The sequence below is a fragment of the Janibacter sp. HTCC2649 genome (assembly GCF_000152705.1).
GTDB lineage: Bacteria > Actinomycetota > Actinomycetes > Actinomycetales > Dermatophilaceae > Knoellia.
Map to the genome: position 1 here is coordinate 3,965,942 of NZ_CH672413.1, position 20,204 is coordinate 3,986,145.

At 68.2% G+C, this 20,204-nt stretch carries 18 protein-coding genes; 15 read left to right on the forward strand and 3 right to left on the reverse strand.

Features of this window, described 5'->3' with window-relative positions:
• Positions 1–180: 180 nt before the first annotated feature.
• The 14 genes from serA (at position 181) to JNB_RS18960 (ending at position 17,162) form a co-directional block, all read left to right on the forward strand.
• A complete protein-coding gene (gene serA, locus JNB_RS18890; protein WP_009778137.1) occupies positions 181–1,767 on the forward strand; it encodes a phosphoglycerate dehydrogenase in 1,587 nt (528 codons plus the stop codon).
• A gap of 171 nt (positions 1,768–1,938) precedes the next feature.
• Positions 1,939–2,217, forward strand: a complete 279-nt coding sequence (locus JNB_RS18895; protein ID WP_009778138.1) for an HU family DNA-binding protein — start codon at positions 1,939–1,941, stop codon at positions 2,215–2,217.
• 505 nt (positions 2,218–2,722) lie between these two features.
• Positions 2,723–3,802: a 3-isopropylmalate dehydrogenase gene (locus JNB_RS18905; RefSeq protein WP_040883987.1), complete on the forward strand. Its 1,080-nt coding sequence runs from the start codon at positions 2,723–2,725 to the stop codon at positions 3,800–3,802.
• 67 nt (positions 3,803–3,869) lie between these two features.
• On the forward strand, positions 3,870–4,967 hold the full coding sequence (locus JNB_RS18910; protein ID WP_009778141.1) for a branched-chain amino acid aminotransferase: 1,098 nt from the start codon (positions 3,870–3,872) through the stop codon (positions 4,965–4,967).
• A 198-nt stretch (positions 4,968–5,165) separates the two neighbouring features.
• Positions 5,166–6,755, forward strand: coding sequence for an amino acid permease (locus tag JNB_RS18915; RefSeq protein ID WP_009778142.1), 1,590 nt, complete (start codon positions 5,166–5,168; stop codon positions 6,753–6,755).
• Positions 6,752–7,666, forward strand: coding sequence for a choline kinase family protein (locus tag JNB_RS18920; protein ID WP_009778143.1), 915 nt, complete (start codon positions 6,752–6,754; stop codon positions 7,664–7,666). Before JNB_RS18915 ends, JNB_RS18920 begins: the two co-directional genes overlap by 4 nt.
• Entirely contained in the window at positions 7,663–10,131 is a 2,469-nt protein-coding gene (locus tag JNB_RS18925; RefSeq protein WP_009778144.1) for an FAD-dependent oxidoreductase, read from the forward strand. Before JNB_RS18920 ends, JNB_RS18925 begins: the two co-directional genes overlap by 4 nt.
• 54 nt (positions 10,132–10,185) lie before the next feature.
• A complete protein-coding gene (locus JNB_RS18930) occupies positions 10,186–10,932 on the forward strand; it encodes a FadR/GntR family transcriptional regulator (protein ID WP_009778145.1) in 747 nt (248 codons plus the stop codon).
• A gap of 16 nt (positions 10,933–10,948) precedes the next feature.
• A complete protein-coding gene (locus JNB_RS18935; protein ID WP_009778146.1) occupies positions 10,949–12,334 on the forward strand; it encodes a glutamine synthetase family protein in 1,386 nt (461 codons plus the stop codon).
• 4 nt (positions 12,335–12,338) lie between these two features.
• Positions 12,339–13,712 (forward strand): aldehyde dehydrogenase, encoded by a 1,374-nt coding sequence (locus tag JNB_RS18940; protein ID WP_009778147.1) that lies wholly within the window; start codon positions 12,339–12,341, stop codon positions 13,710–13,712.
• Between the two features lie 42 nt (positions 13,713–13,754).
• Complete coding sequence (locus JNB_RS18945; protein ID WP_009778148.1) at positions 13,755–14,522, forward strand: 3-oxoacyl-ACP reductase; 768 nt, start codon at positions 13,755–13,757, stop codon at positions 14,520–14,522.
• Between the two features lie 6 nt (positions 14,523–14,528).
• Positions 14,529–15,257: a gamma-glutamyl-gamma-aminobutyrate hydrolase family protein gene (locus JNB_RS18950; protein ID WP_009778149.1), complete on the forward strand. Its 729-nt coding sequence runs from the start codon at positions 14,529–14,531 to the stop codon at positions 15,255–15,257.
• A 97-nt stretch (positions 15,258–15,354) separates the two neighbouring features.
• A complete protein-coding gene (locus tag JNB_RS18955; RefSeq protein WP_083784536.1) occupies positions 15,355–16,377 on the forward strand; it encodes an MBL fold metallo-hydrolase in 1,023 nt (340 codons plus the stop codon).
• Positions 16,378–16,436: 59 nt separating this feature from the next.
• The gene (locus JNB_RS18960) at positions 16,437–17,162 is read left to right on the forward strand and encodes a cyclopropane-fatty-acyl-phospholipid synthase family protein (protein ID WP_009778151.1); all 726 of its coding nucleotides are present in this window, start codon (positions 16,437–16,439) and stop codon (positions 17,160–17,162) included.
• On the opposite strand, the gene JNB_RS18965 is transcribed toward JNB_RS18960, so the two are convergent.
• Both JNB_RS18965 and JNB_RS18970 read right to left on the reverse strand, forming a co-directional pair.
• A complete protein-coding gene (locus JNB_RS18965; RefSeq protein WP_009778152.1) occupies positions 17,163–17,726 on the reverse strand; it encodes a hypothetical protein in 564 nt (187 codons plus the stop codon).
• Positions 17,713–17,967 carry a hypothetical protein gene (locus tag JNB_RS18970; protein WP_148232519.1) on the reverse strand — a complete coding sequence of 85 codons (255 nt, stop codon included), beginning with the start codon at positions 17,965–17,967 and terminating at the stop codon, positions 17,713–17,715. The genes JNB_RS18965 and JNB_RS18970 overlap by 14 nt, the downstream gene beginning before the upstream one ends.
• A 175-nt stretch (positions 17,968–18,142) precedes the next feature.
• Between JNB_RS18970 and JNB_RS18975 the strand changes: the two genes are divergently transcribed.
• Positions 18,143–19,492: a DUF2786 domain-containing protein gene (locus JNB_RS18975; RefSeq protein ID WP_009778154.1), complete on the forward strand. Its 1,350-nt coding sequence runs from the start codon at positions 18,143–18,145 to the stop codon at positions 19,490–19,492.
• Positions 19,493–19,515: 23 nt separating this feature from the next.
• Here JNB_RS18975 and JNB_RS18980 read toward each other — a convergent pair whose 3' ends face one another.
• Positions 19,516–19,977, reverse strand: coding sequence for a YdeI/OmpD-associated family protein (locus tag JNB_RS18980; RefSeq protein ID WP_009778155.1), 462 nt, complete (start codon positions 19,975–19,977; stop codon positions 19,516–19,518).
• Positions 19,978–20,204 lie beyond the last annotated feature (227 nt).

Here is a 20,204-nt window from a genome sequence, read left to right on the forward strand (position 1 = left end):
CGAAAGGTGCCGAAATCTCCGCCGATGTGCCGCACCCGGCGGCAGTGTCCGGCTCTGCGTCCGGCTCTGTGTCGTGTCACATGGCGGGCGCCATATCCACATGCTGAACGCGGCTCTAGACTCGCGCCACTGCACAGCGACGTGCGGACCCGTCCACGATCACCCCTTGTGAGGACCGCAGTGACCAAGCCCGTCGTGCTCATCGCCGAGGAACTCTCCCCAGCCACGATCGACGCCCTCGGGCCGGACTTCGAGATCCGCACGATCGATGGCTCCGACCGGTCCCAGCTCCTGCCCGCGCTGGCCGACGTCGACGCTGTGCTCATCCGCTCGGCGACTCAGATGGACGCCGAGGCCATCGCGGCCGCCAAGAACCTCAAGGTCATCGCTCGCGCCGGAGTGGGACTCGACAACGTCGACGTCCCCGCCGCGACGCAGGCCGGCGTCATGGTCGTCAACGCCCCGACCTCCAACATCACCAGCGCTGCCGAGCTCGCCGTCGGCCTCCTCCTCGCCACTGCGCGCAACATCGCGCCCGCCAACCAGGCCCTCAAGGCTGGCGCGTGGAAGCGCAGCAAGTACGGCGGCGTCGAGCTCCTCGACAAGAAGGTCGGCGTCGTCGGCTTCGGCCGCATCGGCCAGCTCGTCGCCGAGCGCCTCAAGGGTTTCGGCATGGAGATCCTCGCGTACGACCCCTACGTCTCCGCGGCGAAGGCCGGCCAGCTGGGTGCTCGCCTCGTGTCCCTCGACGAGCTCCTCGCCGAGTCCGACTTCATCACCGTGCACCTCCCCAAGTCGCCCGAGACCCTCGGTCTGCTCGGCAAGGAGGCCTTCGCCAAGGTCAAGCCGTCGGTGCGCATCATCAACGCCGCTCGCGGGGGCATCGTCGACGAGCAGGCGCTTGCCGACGCGCTGCGTGACGGTCTCGTCGCAGGCGCAGGCATCGACGTCTTCGCGATCGAGCCGACGACCGAGAGCCCGCTCTTCGAGTTCGAGTCGGTCGTCGTGACGCCCCACCTCGGTGCGTCCACCGACGAGGCGCAGGAGAAGGCCGGCGTTGCCGTCGCCAAGTCCGTGCGCCTCGCTCTCGGTGGCGACCTCGTGCCCGACGCGGTCAACGTCGCCGGTGGCGTCGTCGCCGAAGAGGTCCGCCCCGGCATCGACCTCGTCGAGAAGCTCGGCCGCATCTTCACGGGCGTTGCGGGATCCGTCCCGGTCCAGCTCGACATCGACGTCCGCGGTGAGATCACCGAGCACGACGTGTCGGTCTGGGAGCTCGCCGCCCTCAAGGGCGTCTTCACCGACGTCACCGAGGACGCCGTGACCTACGTCAATGCGCCCCTGCTCGCCAAGGAGCGTGGCTGCGAGGTCCGCCTGCTCACCGACGCCGTCTCCGAGGAGTTCCGCAATGTCACGACGCTGCGTGGGACGCTCGCCGAGGGCACGACCGTCTCCGTCGCCGGCACGTTGACCGGACCCAAGATGGTCCAGAAGCTCATCGGCGTCAACGGCTTCGACCTCGAGGTCGCGATCAGCGACCACATGGCGTTCTTCTCCTACACGGACCGCCCGGGCGTCGTTGGCGTCATCGGCGCTCTCCTCGGCGCTGCCGACGTCAACATTGGCGGCATGCAGGTCGCCCGCGACGACGCTGCGGGCACCGCCCTGGTGGCCCTCACCGTCGACAACAAGATCCCCGCCGACGTCGTGGCCGCCATCGCTTCCGAGCTTTCGGCGGACGTTCGTGTCGTGGACCTGGTGGAGTGACTTCTCCTTTCAGTTCCGTTGTGGCACAGCATCATTGACCCACCTCACGTATGCCGTGTGGTCACCTCTCAAGGTGATGACACGGCATACGTGTTTCTGCCCGATGTCAGGGAATGTCGGTGCTTGTGCTTATCGTGGGCCGTCACTGACCACGCTTACTCAGGAGAATTTGTGAACCGTACGGATCTCAAGAACAAGGTTGTCGACAAGGCAGAGCTCAGCGGCGCTGACGCTGACCGCGCCATCGACGCCGTCCTCGGCGCCATCACCGACGCGCTCGTCGCCGGTGACAAGGTGTCGCTCCCGGGCTTCGGCATCTTCGAGACGCGCGAGCGCGCCGCCCGCACCGGTCGCAACCCGCAGACCGGCGAGGCTCTCGAGATCAAGGCCAGCACTGCTGCCGCGTTCAAGCCGGCCGCCGAGCTCAAGCGCAAGCTTGCCAAGAGCTGACCAAGCCCCATCACGTATGCCGTGTGCTCACCTCAGGGTGAGTGCGCGGCATTCGTGCGTTGCGGGGGAGATGGCCCGGCGACTCGGCCTGACGCTGAGATGGCGTCTCAGTACGTGAGCAGCCTCTTCCCGATAGTTGGACGTCCTCATAACCTCGAAGCATGCAGCGGCAGGTAGGTCTTCTCATTGCCAGCCGCGGCGAGGTTCGGTAGTCAGCTCCCTCGTCGCGGAGACCCCGTGACGCCCGCTGACCGGTTCGCCCACACCACGGGCTGGAGCCGACCGTCCCACCCACATCTCGAGTTTTGAAGGACTGAACACCATGAGCGAAGAAGCCAAGGCAGCACAGCAGGCACTGCAGGAGTCGTTGGACCTGCGCGACCAGGACCACACCGACGCCTGACCCTCTCCTCACCTGCGAAACCCCGCCGAGCCCTGTGCTGGCGGGGTTTCGCATTGTGGGACCACGGTCCCGCATTCCGAGATCACTTTCTAAGGTGTGAGCATGACGCAGAGCAGTGCAGGGGACATCGCCTCCAAGGACATCAACCTCGCGGTCATTGCCGGTGACGGCATTGGGCCCGAGGTCGTCACCGAGGGCCTCAAGGTCCTCGAGGCCGTGACCGGCGGCAGCGGCACCAAGGTGACCAGCACGGCATACGACCTCGGCGCGAAGCGCTGGAACGCCACCGGTGAGACTCTCCCCGAGAGCGTGCTCGACGAGCTGCGCGGCCACGACGTCATCCTGCTCGGCGCCATCGGGGACCCGAGCGTCCCAAGTGGTGTCCTCGAGCGCGGCATCCTGCTGCCGCTGCGCTTCGCCCTCGACCACTTCGTCAACCTCCGCCCGGCCAAGCTCTTCCCGGGCGTCGAGAGCCCGCTCGCCGTGGACCGCGTCGCCCCGGGTGGCATCGACTTCGTCGTCGTGCGCGAGGGCACCGAGGGGCCCTACGTGGGCAACGGCGGCGCCCTGCGCACCGGCACCCCGCACGAGATCGCGACCGAGGTCAGCGTCAACACCCGGTTCGGTGTCGAGCGCGTCGTGCGCGAGGCGTTTGCCCGTGCCCAGGCCCGCCCGCGCAAGCACCTCACACTCGTCCACAAGCACAACGTCCTCACCCACGCCGGGCACCTGTGGCGACGCACTGTCGACGAGGTCGGCACCGAGTTCCCGGACGTCGAGATCGCCTACCAGCACGTCGACGCCGCGACGATCTTCCTCGTGACCGACCCGGGTCGCTTCGACGTCATCGTCACCGACAACCTCTTCGGCGACATCATCACCGACATTGCTGCTGCCATCGCCGGTGGCATCGGCCTCGCGGCGAGTGGCAACATCAACCCGACCGGGTCGGCGCCGAGCATGTTCGAGCCGGTCCACGGCTCCGCGCCCGACATCGCCGGCCAGGGCAAGGCCGACCCGACGGCGACGATTCTCTCCGTCGCGATGCTCCTGGAGCACCTGGGTCGCACCGACGAAGCAGGACGGGTCGAGGCCGCAGTCGCCGCCGATCTTGGCGCGCGCGGCCGCGAGGTACGCACGACGAGCGCCATCGGTGACGCCGTCACCGCGCGCCTGTCATAGGCTCAGCCACAAGCCGCAGCGAGTCTCGCACTGCCGTTTGCACCCGCTCTTGGAAGGACCCCCTGAGATGACCGACCTCTCGTTCAGCGTCGAGCGACGTCCGGACCCCGTGAGCGACGAGCGTCGCGCCGAGATCCACGCCAGGCCCGGATTCGGTGTCCACTTCACCGACCACATGGCCACGGCCACGTGGACCAAGGACGGTGGCTGGCACGACGGTCGCGTCGTGCCCTATGGCCCGATCCAGATCATGCCGAGCGCTGCAGTGCTGCACTACGCCCAGGAGATCTTCGAGGGCATGAAGGCCTACCGCCACGAGGACGGCTCGGTGTGGACCTTCCGGCCCGAGGCCAACGCCGCCCGCATGGCGCGCAGTGCTCGCCGCCTGGCCCTGCCCGAGATCTCCGAGGCCGACTTCATCGGCTCGCTCAAGGCGCTGCTCTCCGTCGACTCGGCCTGGGTCCCGCCGGCCGATGGCAGTGAGGCCAGCCTCTACCTGCGCCCGTTCATGTACGCATCCGAGGCGTTCCTCGGCGTCCGCCCGGCCAACGAGGTCACCTACACGGTCATCGCGTCGCCCGCTGGTCCCTACTTCCCGGGCGGCCTCAAGCCGGTGACCCTGTGGATCTCGCAGGACTACGCCCGTGCCGGTGCCGGTGGCACCGGCAACGCGAAGTGCGGTGGCAACTACGCCTCGTCCCTCGCCGGTCAGCTCGAGGGCATCGAGAACGGCTGCGACCAGGCGGTCTTCCTCGACTCGGGGACGCAGCAGAACATCGAGGAGCTCGGTGGGATGAACCTCTTCATCCTCACCAAGGACGGCGAGCTCATCACGCCCGAGCTCACGGGCTCGATCCTCGAGGGCATCACCCGCAGCTCGATCCTCGAGCTCGCCAAGGACCTCGACCTCACGCCGGTCGAGCGCACGGTGCCGATCCAGGAGTGGAAGGACGGCGTGGCCTCCGGCGACATCGTCGAGATCTTCGCCTGCGGCACGGCAGCCGTCATCACGCCGGTCGGTGAGCTCCGCTGGGAGGGTGGCTCGGCCCCCGCCGTCGGTGGACCCGAAGGTGGCGAGGTCACGCGCACCATTCGCTCGCGCCTCCTCGACATCCAGTACGGCCGCGCCGAGGACACCCGAGGCTGGCTCACCCGGCTCGCCTGAGCTGTCTGCCGCACCGGCCGCACCGGGCGCCACCGGACTGCGTTGCCCGGACCCAAAGGTCCGCTTCGACGCCATAACTGCATCGGCGACCGCCATATCCGTGTGTCGTGGGTCACTCCGGGTCTACTATCGGCTCAACTTCAGACCGAAGTCGATGGTCAAGTCTCAAGGCTCAGTGTGTGGGCAAGGAGTGCGCGCATGTCCGATGTGACCGAAATGTCCGACGACGAACGCCGCCTGGCGGAGCTCGGCTACAAGCAGGAACTTCACCGATCGTGGTCGGGATTCTCCAACTTCGCGATCTCCTTCTCGATCATCTCGATCCTGGCTGGGTGCTTCACGACCTTCGGCCAGGCCTGGAGCAACGGTGGCCCGGTGGCCATCTCCTGGGGCTGGCCGCTGATCTCGGTGTTCATCCTCATCATCGGCTTCACGATGTCCGAGCTCGTCTCGGCCTATCCGACGTCCGGTGGCATCTACTGGTGGGCAGCGAAGCTCGGCGGTCCTGCCGCGGGCTTCTTCACCGGGTGGCTCAACCTCATCGGCCTCATCGCCGTGACCGCGTCGGTGGCCTACGGCGCCGCCAACTTCGTCGACATCATGATCGGGCTGTTCTCCGAGGACTACGCGGCGAACTGGAGCCTGACCCGCGTCTTCATCATCTTCGTGGTGATCCTCGTCCTCGCGGCCGTGGTCAACATCTTCTCCAGCCACCTGCTCGCCGTCATCAACAACGTCTCCGTCTGGTGGCACGTGGCCGGCGCGGCGATCGTCATCCTCATCCTCGTGTTCGTCCCCGACCACCACCAGGACCTCGGGTTCGTCTTCACCGAGCGCATCAACAACTCCGGGTATGCCGCGGGGTCGGCGAGCGGTGCCACCTACTGGTTCCTCGTCCTTCCACTCGGCTTCCTGCTGACGCAGTACACGATCACCGGATTCGACGCCTCGGCCCACCTCTCCGAGGAGACGCAGTCGGCGTCGAACGCTGCGGCCAAAGGCATCTGGCGCTCAATCGCGTACTCCGCGGTCGGCGGGTGGTTCCTGTTGCTCGCCCTCCTGTTCGCCGTCCAGGACAAGGACGCCGTCACGACCGGGATCAACCAGGGCCTCTACGGCTCGGACGTGATCCTCGGCCAGTCGCTCAGCACGTTCTGGCACGCGACGGTCATCGTCATCTCGGCGTTCGGGCAGCTGTTCTGCGCGACGGCCTGCCTCACCAGTGCCTCGCGCATGGGTTTTGCCTTCAGCCGGGACGGCGCCATCCCCGGGTCGCGCATCTGGGCCAAGGTCACCGAGCGCAAGGTTCCGGCCAACGCGGTCATGGGTGCCGCACTCGTGGCGGGACTCATCACGCTGCCGGCTCTCATCGAGGTCAACTTCGGCACCGAGGAGGCGCCCATCATCCTGCCGACGGCGTTCTATGCCGTGGTCTCGGTCGCGGTGATCGGGCTCTACCTCGCCTTCCTCATCCCGATCTGGCTGCGCTGGAAGATGGGTGACGCCTTCGTTCCGGGAAGCTGGAACAACGGCCAGAAGTACAAGTGGATGAACCTCGTGGCGGTCGCCGAGATCGCGATCATCTGCGTCTACTTCATCCTTCCGCTCTATCCGTCGGGGTGGCCGGGCCACAAGGACTTCGCCTGGAAGTTCGTCAACTACGCGCCCATCCTCACCATCGGGTCGCTCATCCTGCTGGCCATCTGGTGGCAGCTGTCGGCGCGCAAGTGGTTCACCGGTCCGAAGCACACGATCGACAAGGCGGTCATCGACGCGTTCACCGAGTGAACGACAACCGGCTCGACGCGGCCCTCGCCCAGCTCACGTGGCTGGGCGAGGATCGCGTCGTGTCCGAACTCCCCGGTGGACTCACGAACCACAACTACCGGGTTCGTTCTGCGGGCCATGACGTCGTCGTCCGGATTTCTTCGTCCGACAGCGGTCTGCTCGGAGTGGATCGCGAGCACGAGTGGCTCAACTCGCGAACCGCCGCCGAGGCTGGGGTCGGGGCTCCCGTGGTCGACTACCTTCCCGGCCGGGGTGTCCTTGTCGTGCAGTTCCTTCCAGGGCGCACGTATGCCGCCCGCGACGTGGGTGAGAACCTCCCGCGAATCGTGGAGGCCGTTCACAAAATCCACTCCAGTCCTCCTTTCGCGAACCGCTTCGACATGTTCGCGACCCAACGGGCGTATGCCGCGATCGTCAGCCAGCGCGGCTTCGCGGTGCCCTCTGACTACGCGTCCCACGGGGCCCGGATGGCTCAGGTCGAGGCAGCGCTGCAGTGCCATCCCGAGCCTTTGGTGCCCTGTCACAACGACCTCCTTGCCGCGAACGTCCTCGACGACGGGGGTGCGCTGCGGATCATCGACTACGAGTACGCCGGGATGAACGAACCGGCTTTCGAGCTGGGGAATCTGATCAACGAGTCGCAGCTCGACCACGATCACCTCGTCGAGCTGGTGGGCCTCTACTACGGGCGTGTCTCGCACCACCTCCTGGCTCGCGCCGAGCTCTGGGGACTCACGGGGCGCTACGCCTGGACCCTGTGGGGTGCCATCCAGTACGGCGTCTCCGACGTCGACCACGACTTCTGGGACTTCACGCTCGAACGTCAGGCGCTCGCCTCCGAGCTGCTCACCAGCTCACGCCTCGACGCTCTGCTCGACCAGGCCGCCGCCCTTGAGGAGGACCACGCGTGAGCTCCGTGACGGTGCTCCCCGGGCGCGCCCGCGTCGTCATCATCGGCGGCGGCATCATCGGGTGCAGCGTCGCTTATCACCTGGCCCATCTCGGCTGGACCGATGTCGTCCTCCTCGAGCAGGGCTCTCTCTCCTGTGGCACGACGTGGCACGCGGCCGGACTCGTCGGCCAGCTGCGCGCGACCGAGGCGAGCACCCGGCTGGTGCAGTACTCCACCGACCTCTATTCACGACTCGAGGCCGAGACGGGTCTCGGCACGGGTTATCGGGTCACGGGCGGACTCACCCTCGCCCGGTCCGGCGACCGCATGACCCAGCTGCGGCGCACGGCAGCCAGCGCAGCGGCATACGGGCTGGACTGTGAGCTCCTCACAGCGGGACAGGCGGCCGAACGCTACCCGCTCATCCGTTCGGACGACCTCGCCGGAGCCATCTGGCTCCCGGGGGACGGGAAGGCCAACCCGACCGACCTCACCCAGGCGTTGGCCAAGGGGGCGCGCCAGCTCGGCGTCACCGTCACCGAGCGGGCCCGCGTGACCGCGGTCCACGCCGACAAGGGTCGGGCCACCGGCGTCCGCGTCGAGCACGACGGTGACGTCGTCGACGTTGAGGCCGACGTGGTCGTCAACTGCGCCGGGCAGTGGGCCAACGCCGTCGGCGCGATGGCGGGCGTCAATGTGCCGCTGCACTCCGCCGAGCACTTCTACGTCGTCACCGACCAGATCGAGGGCGTGCACCGGGACCTTCCGGTGCTGCGAGACCCCGACGGCTACACCTACGTCAAGGAGGAGGTGGGGGGCCTTCTCGTCGGTGGGTTCGAGCCGGAGGCCAAGCCATGGGTGTCACCCGACCAGCTGCCGCACCCCTTCGAGTTCCAGCTGCTCGACGAGGACTGGGAACACTTCGGGATCCTCATGGACAGCGCCATCCACCGGCTACCCGTCCTCGCCGAGACGGGGATCCGCAAGTTCTACAACGGCCCCGAGAGCTTCACCCCCGACAACCAGTTCATCATCGGCGAGGCGCCGGAGGTGGCTGGCTTCTTCGTCGCCGCCGGGTTCAACTCGGTGGGCATCGCCTCGGCCGGGGGTGCGGGTCGCGCGCTCGCGGAGTGGATCGTCGAGGGCGGCCCGACGATGGACCTCATCAGTGCGGACATCCGCCGGTTCTCGCCCCTGGCCGGCAACCACACGTGGTTGCGCGAGCGGGTCGTGGAGGTCCTCGGGCTCCACTACGCCGTGCCGTGGCCCAACCGGGAGCTCGAGTCGGGAAGGCCCATGCGGCGTTCACCGGTGCATGACGAGGTCGTGGGTCAAGGGGCGGTGTTGGGCACGCGGAACCACTGGGAGCGGCCCAATGTCTTTGCGCCACAGGGGATTCCGGCGGTCCTGAACTACTCGTGGGAGCGGCCCGACTGGGTGGACTGGTGCGTCTTCGAACAGGTGGCCTGCCGCACCTCGGTGGCGGTGTTCGACCAGACCTCGTTCTCGAAGTACGCCGTCGCGGGCGCAGACGCTGCGAGCACCCTGCAGTGGCTGTGCACGGCGGACGTCGACGTCCCCGTGGGCCGCACTGTCTACACGGCCATGCTCAACGCCCGCGGGACCTACGAGGCCGACGTCACCGTGACCCGTGTTGGAGCCCAGGAGTTCCTCGTCGTGAGCAGCGCCGCCACGACCGATCGGGACCTCGACTGGATGCGGCGGCACGCGCCGATCGGCGCAGCAGTGACGGTGACCGACCTCACCAGCGCGATGGCGGTCTTCGGTGTCATGGGTCCGCGATCACGCGAGCTCTTGAGTGCTCTGTCTCCGGACGACTTCTCCGACACGGCCTTCCCCTTCGCGACGAGCCGGGACGTTCGGTTGGGCCGGGCGACGGTGCGGGCCACCCGGATCACGTATGTCGGCGAACTGGGCTGGGAGCTCTACGTCCCGACGGACTTGGCCGCTGGCGTGTTCGGCGGCGTGGGTGGCGTGGAGGTCGTCCCGGCCGGCTACTACGCCATCGAGGCGATGCGCCTCGAGAAGGGCTACCGCGCCTTCGCACGCGAGCTCACGACGGACTGGGGTCCGGTCGAGGCGGGGCTGACCTTCGCGTGCAAGCTCAGGACGAGCATCGACTTCCTCGGTCGGGAAGAGGTGGAACGGGCGAAGGCGCGAGGGCCGGAGCGACGGGTCGCGTCGGTCGTCGTCGCTGACCCCACGGCGTACCTCTGGGGTGGCGAGCTGGTGCTGCGCGACGGACTGCCCGCGGGCCAGGTCACGTCGGCCGGGTGGGGAGCGGCGCTCGGTCGCAGTGTGGGCCTCGCCCTCGTCGGTGACCGTGCCAGCGGGACGGCCACCGCCGACTGGATCGCGTCCGGGCGGTGGCAGGTCGACCTCGCCGGCGAGCGGCTCGACGCGCAGGTGACGCTGCGTCCGCCGTTCGACCCTGACTCGCTGCGGCTCGGACGGGGTGTGTGACATGATGGAATGGTTCATTCACGGACCTTTGATGTCGGGCAGGGGAGTTGACGCATGGACGCGATGAGAGCCTTCGACAAGGCCTCGCTCCCCGATGTCGTGCTCCAGCCCTCGGCCGGCAACGCCTTCGAGAACACCGTCGAGCAACTGGCCCGGGCGATCCGACTCGGCGTCCTGGCCAACGGTGAGCAGCTGCCTCCCGAACGAGAGCTCGCCGAGCGTCTCGGAGTCGCCCGCAACACCCTGCGCGACGCCATCGCCGCCTTGCGCGAGAGCGGGCTCGTGACGACCAAACGGGGCCGTGGCGGTGGAACGTGGGTCACGTATGCCGCGCAGTTCCCTGCCGCTTCGACCGCCGCGCCCAAGGGTGCCTTCGTCCGCAGCGGCGCGGCTCTCGCCGACGCCATCGACTTCCGTCGGGTCGTCGAGCCCGGCGCGGCCTGGTTGACCGCCACCCGCTCACTGGCTCGCGACCAAAGGGTCTGGCTCACCGACAGCCTGCGTGAGGTCGACGAGGCTCCCGATGACGCCGAGCGCCGGGTCGCGGACTCACGACTCCACCTCGCCATCGCGGCCTTGTCCGGTTCGCCCATGCTCATTGACGCCGTGACGCGTTCACAGGCGGCCCTGCACGAGATGCTGACCGCCATTCCGGTGCTGCGGCGCAACATCGAGCACTCGGACCAGCAACACCACGACATCGTCGACGCCATCCTTCGCGGTGACGCCGAACGCGCCAGGACTGTCATGGAGGAGCACTGCGACGCGACCTCCGCCCTGCTCAGAGGACTCATCGGATGACGAAGGAGATCAAGGCATGAGCGGTTCGATTCACGCTGGGGGCCCCACGCAGCTGACCCTCGATGACCTGCGCAGCGGCGCCGAGAGCGGCGAGATCGACACGGTCATCGTCGCGTTCACCGACATGCAGGGTCGCCTGACCGGCAAACGGTTGCACGCGGCCTACTTCCTCGATCATGTCCTCGACGGGGGAGCGGAGGGGTGCAACTACCTCCTCGCGGTCGACGTCGACATGAACACCGTCGACGGCTACGCCATGTCGTCGTGGGAGAAGGGCTACGGCGACTTCGAGTTCGTGCTCGACCTCGACACCCTGCGGCGCACGCCCGGGCAGCCGGGCTCCGTGACGATCCAGTGCGACCTCGCCTGGCTCGACGGCTCCGGCCCCGTGCGGCAGTCGCCGCGCGGCATCCTCAAGGCGCAGGTCGAGCGCGCCCACGAGAAGGGCTGGATGGCCATCGCCGGCACGGAGCTCGAGTTCATCGTCTTCGAGGAGACGTTTCACTCCGCCTGGGATCGCCGCTACGTCGGGCTCACGGGGGCCAACCGCTACAACGTCGACTACTCCATCACCGGCGGAACCGTCGTCGAGCCCCTCCTGCGCGAGATCCGCAACGAGATGTATGCCGCGGGCGTCACCGTCGAGGGTGCCAAGGGTGAGTGCAACTTCGGCCAGCACGAGATCGGGTTCCTCTATGACGAGGTCGTCCGCACGTGCGACAACCACGTCATCTACAAGACGGCGGCCAAGGAGCTCGCGGCCAAGCACGGCATGTCGCTGACCTTCATGGCGAAGTACGACGAGCGCGAGGGCAACTCGTGCCACATCCACCTGTCCCTGCGCGGGCTCGACGGCAAGGTCGTCTTTGCCGACAAGGAGCGCGAGGGTGGGCAGGGCATCCTGCACGACCAGTTCCTCGCCGGTGTCCTCGCGACGATGCGTGACTTCACCTACTTCTATGCTCCGAACATCAACTCCTACAAGCGTTTTGCTGCCGGCTCGTTCGCGCCGACCGCCATCGCGTGGGGTCGTGACAACCGCACCTGCGCCCTGCGGGTGGTCGGCCACGGAGGTGGCCTTCGTATGGAGAACCGGGTGCCGGGCGGTGACGTCAATCCCTACCTCGCGGTGGCCGCGATGCTCGCCGGCGGGCTCTACGGCATCGAGCACGAGCTCGAGCTGGAGCCGGCCTTCGAGGGCAACGCCTACACCTCGGACGTCGAGAAGGTGCCCGCGACGCTGCGTGAGGCTCGCGAGCTGCTCGCGTCCTCGACCATCGCCCGTGAGGTCTTCGGCGATGACGTCGTCGACCACTACGTCAACGCTGCCGACGTCGAGCTCAAGGCCTTCGACGCCGCAGTGACCGACTGGGAACGCATCCGAGGCTTCGAGAGGCTCTGAACAGATGACTTCGCATGACGTGATCAACCCGGCGACCGAAAAGGTCGCCCGCACCATCGACCTCGTCGGTGTCGAGGAGACCGATGAGGCCGTGGCCCGCGCCGTCGAGGTCGGACCGACCTGGCGTGCCATGGCGCCCGCCGACCGGGGTCGACTGTTGCGGCGCTTCAGCGAGGTCGTCGACGAGCACCTCGACGAGCTGGCCGCGCTCGAGGTCGAGAACGCCGGCCACACCATCGGCAACGCCCGTTGGGAGGCCGGCAACGTCCGTGACGTCCTCGCCTACTACTCGGCCGCGCCGGAGCGCCTCTTCGGGCAGCAGATCCCCGTTGCCGGTGGCATCGACCTGACCTTCAAGGAGCCCCTCGGGGTCGTGTCGATCATCGTGCCGTGGAACTTCCCCATGCCCATCGCGGGCTGGGGCTTCGGCCCGGCCCTCGCGGCAGGCAACACGGTCGTGCTCAAGCCGGCCGAGCTCACCCCGCTGACCGCCATGCGCCTGGGTGAGCTCGCCCTCGAGGCCGGCGTGCCGGAGGGCGTCTTCACCGTGCTGCCGGGCAAGGGCTCGGTCGTGGGGGAGCGGTTCGTCACCCACCCCGACGTGCGCAAGGTCTGCTTCACCGGATCGACCGCCGTGGGTCAGGGCATCATGCGCAAGGCCGCCGACCAGCTCAAGCGGGTCACGCTCGAGCTCGGTGGCAAGTCCGCCAACATCGTCTTCGACGACGCGGACCTCGACGTTGCCGCCGCCGCCGCACCCATGTCGTTCCTCGACAACGCCGGCCAGGACTGCTGCGCGCGAACGCGAATCCTCGTGCAGCGCAATGTCTTTGACGCCTTCATGGAGCGGTTCGAGGCAGGCATGCGCGCCGTGCGTGTCGGCGACCCCAACGATGAGGCCACCCAGATGGGTCCGCTCATCAGCGCCGGTCAGCGCGAGGCCGTGCGTGGTTTCGTCGAGAACTCGAACGAGTCCGTCGACGTCGCCTTCCGCGGCACCGCACCCGAAGGGGCCGGCTACTGGTACCCCCCGACGGTCGTCCTCCCCGGCAGCACCAACGACCGGGTCTGGCGCGACGAGATCTTCGGACCCGTCGTGGCGGTCCTCCCGTTCGACGACGAAGCCGACGCGATCCGCCTCGCCAACGACACGGCATACGGGCTGTCGGGTTCGATCTGGACGCGTGACGTCGGTCGAGCGATCCGCGTCTCGCGCGCCGTCGAGGCCGGGAACCTCTCGGTCAACAGCCACAGCAGTGTGCGCTACTCGACACCCTTCGGTGGCTACAAGGCGAGTGGCATCGGCCGCGAGCTCGGCCCCGACGCGCTCGACGCGTTCACCGAGGTCAAGAACGTCTTCATCAGCACCGACAACTGAGCACACCCAACAAAGACAACACAGAACTGAGGTCAGCAAGACATGGGAGATCGGCTCGCAGGCAAGGTCGCCGTCGTCACCGGAGGATGCTCGGGCATCGGGCTGGCGACGGTGCGCCGCTTCGCCGAAGAGGGTGCCAAGGTCGTCATCGGCGACCTCGATGACGCCAACGGTGAGCGCATCGCCGACGAGATCGGGGGCGCCTATGTCCATTGCGACGTCACCGACAAGGACCAGGTCGACGCGATGTTCGCCACGGCCAAGGAGAAGTTCGGCAGCGTGGACATCGCCTTCAACAACGCCGGCATCAGCCCGCCCGAGGACGACTCGATCCTCAACACCGACCTCGACGCCTGGCGCAAGGTGCAGGAGGTCAACCTGACCTCGGTCTACCTCTGCTGCAAGGCGGCCCTGCCCTACATGATCGAGCAGGGCAAGGGCTCGATCATCAACACGGCGTCCTTCGTCGCGGTCATGGGTGCGGCCACGTCGCAGATCTCCTACAGCGCGTCCAAGGGCGGGGTCCTGTCGATGTCGCGCGAGCTCGGCGTCGAGTTCGCCCGCCAGGGGGTGCGCGTCAACGCCCTGTGCCCGGGCCCGGTCAACACGCCGCTGCTGCGTGAGCTGTTCGCCAAGGACGAGGAGCGGGCCGCCCGGCGCCTCATCCACGTCCCGATGGGTCGGTTCGGTGAGCCGGAGGAGATGGCCAACGCCGTCCTCTTCCTCGCCTCCGACGAGTCGAGCTTCATCACGGCCAACACCTTCCTCGTCGACGGCGGCATCTCCGGCGCCTACGTCACACCCCTCTGAGGCGTCGTGGCAACGAGGCCGGTCATCGGCGTCACGAGCTACGTCGAGCCGGTGAGCCGGGGTGACTGGGCGGGGCAGCACAGCACCGTCCTGCCGCATGCCTACGTCGAGCACCTCGAGCGCGCGGGTGCCATCGCGGTGGTCCTCCCGCCGCGTTTCGATGCCGACGACGCCCTCGTTGCAGGGCTGCTCGCGCGTCTCGACGGTGTCGTCATCGCCGGCGGAGCCGACGTCGAACCGATCCGGTATGCCGCCGTGCCCGACTCCCGCGTCCAGTCACCTCGGCCGGACCGCGACGCCTTCGAGCTCGCGGTGGCCCGGGTGACGGCACGGACGCGCCAGCCGTTGCTCGGGATCTGTCGCGGGATGCAGGTCATGGCGGTGGCTGCCGGTGGCGAGCTCGAGCAGCACGTCCCGGACCGGGTGGGTCATGAGGCCCACAGCCCCACACCGGGTGTCTATGCGTCGCACCATGTGACTCCGGTCGAGGGCACGCGTCTTGCCTCGATCCTTGGCACCGAGGTCCTCGACGTCCCGACCTACCACCACCAGGCGGTGCGCACCCACCCCGGCTACGCGGCTTCGGCATGGCACGAGGACGGGACGCTGGAAGCGATGGAGGACACGGCATACCCGTTCCGGGTTGCGGTTCAGTGGCACCCGGAGGCGGGGACGGACACCCGACTCTTCGACGCTTTGGTGCAGGCATGCAGCGCCAACCAGCAGCGTGGGTGACACTGGACGAGTGAAAATCCCAGGACTGGCGATCGCTGCAGGTGGTGTCGGACTCGCTGCATGGCTCGTGCGCGCGGGACGTCCGATACCTGAAGCCATGGGCGGACGCGCATCCGGCGCGCGCGCCGCTCGGATGGCGGAGTCGCCCGAGTGGTCGAACGGCAAGTTCCACAACCAGCAACTGCGCTTCGCGCCGTCCTCGCGCTCGATCGCGGGCACCGTCAAGGAGCTCGTCGCCGGACGCCAGGAACGGCACCCGGTCGGGGACGTGCCGCTCGTGCGCGAACCGCTGGAGCCCCGGGCCGAGGGCACCCACGTCACGTGGCTGGGGCACTCGACCGCACTCGTCCAGGTCGACGGCACCGTCGTGCTCCTCGACCCCGTGTGGAGCGACCGCTGCTCGCCCTCGCAGCAGGTCGGGCCGCATCGCCTCCACGAGGTGCCGGTCGCGATCGCGGACCTGCCGCCCGTGGATGCCGTCGTCATCTCGCACGACCACTACGACCACCTCGACATGGACTCGATCAAGGAGCTCGCGGCACTACGTCCCGAGACACGGTTCGTCGTCCCTCTCGGCGTCGGCGCCCACCTCGAGAAGTGGGGTGTTCCGCTCGACCGCATCGACGAGCTCGACTGGCACGAGGACACCAAGGTCGAGGGCGTGCGCCTTGTCGCGACACCGGCCCAGCACTTCTCCGGGCGCGGGCTGTCACGCGATGGCACGCTCTGGGCCTCGTGGGTGATCGAGGGTGAGTCGCACAAGGTCTTCTACTCGGGTGACACGGGCTACTTCGTCGGGTTCGCCCAGATCGGGGAGCGCTACGGACCCTTCGACGTGTCGCTGGTGCAGGTCGGCGCCTATGACGACGGCTGGCCCACGATTCACATGACGCCCGAGCACGGCGTGGAGGCCCACCTCGACGTGAAGGCTGGGGTGATGATGCCGGTGCACTGGGGCACGTTCAACCTCGCGTTCCACCCGTGGAGCGAGCCGGTCGAGCGTGTTCTCGTCGAGGCCGAGCGTCGTGGAGCGAAGGTCGTCGTGCCTCGCCCCGGCGAACGCATCGACCTGTCGGCCCTGCCCGAGGCGCCGAGCTACTGGTGGCGTTCGATCACCTGAGTTGGTCTCCCGGTGAAACCCGGTCGCACTGTGCGGACCTGACTGATTGACTCGGCCCGGTGACTGACACCCCGGGTTTCTATGAGCACCTGACCTTCAACGCGCCGTTGTCCGAGGCGCGTGCCGACGCCCTCGCCGCTCGGGTGGCAGCGGCTGGGCCATCCACCGTCCTCGACGTGGGGTGTGGCTGGGGGGAGCTGTTGATCCGGGTGGCGGCGCAGGCTCCGGGAGCACGTGCCCTCGGTGTCGACACCGAGGAGCGCCACCTGACGAGGGGACGGGCGCGTGCCCGCGAGCTCGACGTCTCGACGAGGGTGACCTTCGAGAACCTGTCGGGTGACCAGCTGAGCGAGCCGGCGGACGTCGTCATCTGCATCGGCTCCTCCCATGCCTTCGGTGACTCACCGGCCGAGGCACTCGCGGCGCTGAAGCCGCTCGTGCGACCCGGTGGTCGTCTGGTCCTCGGCGAGGGGACGTGGGAGGTGCGGGGTCCGGGCGACCCCGACCTCGTGTGGGATGACGTCGTCGCCCTGCCGTCCGTTGCTGCGTTGGTGGACCTGGCGGTCGAGGCGGGGTTCCGGCCGTTGTGGATCGAGACCGCGAACGAGGACGAGCTGTTCGCGTTCGAGTCCGGCTATCTCGCCGACCTCGAGGAGTGGCTGCTCCACCACGACGACGCCGACGTCCGGGCTCGGGCCGACGAGCACCGCAGGCGGTGGCTGCACGGCTATCGCAACGCGTTCGGCTTCGCCTACCTCACACTCGGTGTCCCGGGCCACTCCTAGTCAGGACTCGACGGGCCGGCCCGTGTCGCGCACGAGGTAGACCCAGGGGAAGGCCCGGCAGCCCACGACCCAGCCGGCCTTCTCGTGGCGGCTCAGCGAACCCGTCCACACGACGCGCTTGTGCTCCCACTGGGTGGAGGTGCGGACGACGAGGTGACGCAGCATCCCGGCCCGGATCGTGTGCCAGCCCAGACGACCGGCGATCTCCAGCTCGGCCATCTCGTCGAAGGCCGTGACCGGTCCCAGCCAGCGTTGCTCGGCCGTCAGGGTGTCGTGGGCGCGTTCGCCGAAGCGCTGCTGGACGGCCTGGCGGCTCATGCCGAGCTCGGCTCCGATCGCGGCCCAGCTGTGGCCGGCCGCGCGAGCGGCACCGACCGACTGGTGCAGCAGGTGCCGCACGGAGCCCTCGGCGTCGGCAACGCGTCGCACCAGTCCCAGGGGGTCGTCCTGGGGTGCGCCGTCAAGGATGGCCGAGCCGATGGCATCGACCAGTTGGGTATGCCGTTCGCTCACCTCGGTCGGGTCGCTCACCTTGGCCCCGTGGCCGGGTTCAGCGTTCGTCACGGCTGGGCAGCCAGGCGTCGTTGTGGCCTGACTCGTCGTCGGTGGGCTTGCGGAAGGTCCCTGAGCCCAGGAGGTAGGCGCCGAGGACCATGAAGGCGACGCAGGCTCCGGTGAACAGGCCCTTGTCGAACCCGTCGCGCCCACGCGACAGGGTCAGTGAGGCGAGTCCCAGGAGGACGAACACCATGCCGGTCGAGAGGGAGGTGCTCTTCCTGGGGCGAAGAAAGAGTCGAGATGCCATGCGTCAACCGTAGGTTGACGCGGACTCCCTTGTCAACTGGAAGTTGACGTCAGGGATGGTCTTGTCCACAGGCCGGCGGCACCACCGGCCTCGTCCACAGATGGCGGCTGAGGGTGTCAGTGCCGTCGGGGTTCGGTGCCATGCTGAGCGCTCACACCACGACGGGGGAGGCCCGATGAGTTCGAGCGAACGGGCACAGCAGCAGCACCACGAGTTCGCCGATGCGAGCAACAGGTCGACCGAAGCGCTCATCGCCCTCGCTCTGTCAGCGCTTGCAGCCAAGCGTGGCCGCGCCTTCGACGATGCGGCCGTCTCCCTGGCTCAACGGTGCAGTGCTGAGGCCGGGCGACGGTCTGTGGTCTCCACGCTCGTCGAGAGCATCGCCGCCGCGACGAAGGAGGCCTGGCAGCGCGGATGGCAGCCAGCCGACGTCCACCGCATGGCGACACGCACGGTGAGCACGGACGAGCAGGCGCTGGTCGTCGACGCGATGAGCGAGGAACTCGGTCGCTATGCCCCCTCGACGGTGGACCACCGGTGGCTGGCCCAGATCATCGAGCTCGACGGGGGAGTCTGGTGGCTGCGCTCGCAGACCTGGCTCGACGCCCGGCGCGGTCGTGGCGTCGACTGGCTGACGTTGCTGTCCCAGGGACTCATCGTGCTGCACCTGCTGTGGACCCTGCCCAGGATCGAACGGCTCTCGCCCCTGCCGGGCACCGTCCGGCCTCCCGAGCGAGGCGCATCGGGGCCGACGGACGCCATGGACTCGTCGGCGGCGCCCGGGCCCCAGGCGGACGACCGGATCCTCGCCCGCGTGCGCATGCTGCTCGCCAAGGCCGAGTCGACGACGTTCGAGGCCGAGGCCGAGACGTTCACGGCTGGTGCTCAGGCGCTCATGGCACGGCACAGCATCGACGCAGCTCTGCTCGCCGCCGACGAGGGCCGCGAGGGTCGAAGCAGCGACGGGCCCCACGGCCGACGCATCGGCATCGACACCCCGTATGACGGACCCAAGGCCGTGTTGCTCGATGCGGTGGCAACGGCCAACCGGTGTCGAATGGTGTGGAGCCGTGAGCTCGGGTTCGGAACGGTCATGGGGTTCGAAGCCGATCTCGACAGCGTCGAGCTGCTCTTCACCTCGCTCCTCGTGCAGGCCAACGCGAGGCTGATGGCCGAGGGCAAGCGCGCCGACCACCGTGGCCGAAGCCGCACCCGCTCCTTCCGCCAGTCCTTCCTCACGGCCTACGCCCACCGCATCGGTGAACGACTGCGCGAAGTGATGGATGCCGAGGTCGAGTCGGCGCAGGAACAGGCCAGCTCACGAGGCCAAGCCCTGGTGCCGATCCTCGCCGCCCGCGCGGAGGAGGTCGACGAGGTCATGGGCGAGTGGTTCCCGGTCGTCAAGAAGAGTTCGGTCGGCTCCGTGCGTGACGCCGAGGGGTGGAACGTGGGCCGGGCGGCCGCCGACCAGGCGTCGCTCGACGGAACCGCGTCGAGGGGACGGGTCGGCAAGGGCCGACGCTGAGCTGGTCCGGTTGTCGCCGGGCGTCAGCGGGTCTGGCCGGCGCGCACCATGTCGACCGCCTTGGCCACCCGATCCATCCGGGTCTGTTCGCGCTTGGCCTCGGTGATCCAGCGGACGTACTCCTTGCGGTGCGAGTAGGCCATCGCGGTGAACGCCTTCTCCAGGGCAGGGTCTGCGACCAACGCAGCGGCCAGGTCGTCGGGCACCTCGACGGTGCGCGGGGTCAGGTCGGCCGCGATGTCGAACGTGACCTCCTGGCCGAGTTCCACGCCCGCCTCGGCACGTGCAGCCTTGCTGAAACCGACGAGGTTCTCCTTGCCCATGCGGGCCAGTCGCAACGGGATGGCCTTGCCCTTGATCGTCACGATGACCGGGAAGGCCTTGGCGCCATCACCCATCGCGGCGACCTGCTCGTCCGTGAAGGCGAACCCACCGGCAGGCCCACGCGGTTCGAGGATGGCGGTCAGGTGCAACGTCTCTCCCATGGAAGGCGAGCGTAGCGACGCAAAGGAGCGGGCGGCATACCCTCAAAGAAACTCGCGGCGACCGCGATGTGGACACGCCTTCCCAGATGCCGGTCACCCATGTCAGTCTCTCCCCGTGACTCTCATGTCCGTGGCCACCGCCACCGTCATTATCGACTAGCGCGACGAACGCACAGTTCGTCGCGCAGACCTCCCACACCCGGGGGGTCTTTTTGTTTGGTCGACGA

Bases quoted from the DNA above. Each gene is read 5' to 3' on its own strand.
- JNB_RS18945 (WP_009778148.1), top strand. From the start codon at position 13,755: ATGGGAGATCGGCTCGCAGGCAAGGTCGCCGTCGTCACCGGAGGATGC.
- JNB_RS18955 (WP_083784536.1), top strand. From the start codon at position 15,355: ATGGGCGGACGCGCATCCGGCGCGCGCGCCGCTCGGATGGCGGAGTCG.
- JNB_RS18970 (WP_148232519.1), bottom strand. From the start codon at position 17,967: ATGGCATCTCGACTCTTTCTTCGCCCCAGGAAGAGCACCTCCCTCTCG.
- JNB_RS18910 (WP_009778141.1), top strand. From the start codon at position 3,870: ATGACCGACCTCTCGTTCAGCGTCGAGCGACGTCCGGACCCCGTGAGC.
- JNB_RS18935 (WP_009778146.1), top strand. From the start codon at position 10,949: ATGAGCGGTTCGATTCACGCTGGGGGCCCCACGCAGCTGACCCTCGAT.
- JNB_RS18975 (WP_009778154.1), top strand. From the start codon at position 18,143: ATGAGTTCGAGCGAACGGGCACAGCAGCAGCACCACGAGTTCGCCGAT.
- JNB_RS18915 (WP_009778142.1), top strand. From the start codon at position 5,166: ATGTCCGATGTGACCGAAATGTCCGACGACGAACGCCGCCTGGCGGAG.
- JNB_RS18980 (WP_009778155.1), bottom strand. From the start codon at position 19,977: ATGGGAGAGACGTTGCACCTGACCGCCATCCTCGAACCGCGTGGGCCT.
- JNB_RS18930 (WP_009778145.1), top strand. From the start codon at position 10,186: ATGGACGCGATGAGAGCCTTCGACAAGGCCTCGCTCCCCGATGTCGTG.
- JNB_RS18940 (WP_009778147.1), top strand. From the start codon at position 12,339: ATGACTTCGCATGACGTGATCAACCCGGCGACCGAAAAGGTCGCCCGC.
- JNB_RS18905 (WP_040883987.1), top strand. From the start codon at position 2,723: ATGACGCAGAGCAGTGCAGGGGACATCGCCTCCAAGGACATCAACCTC.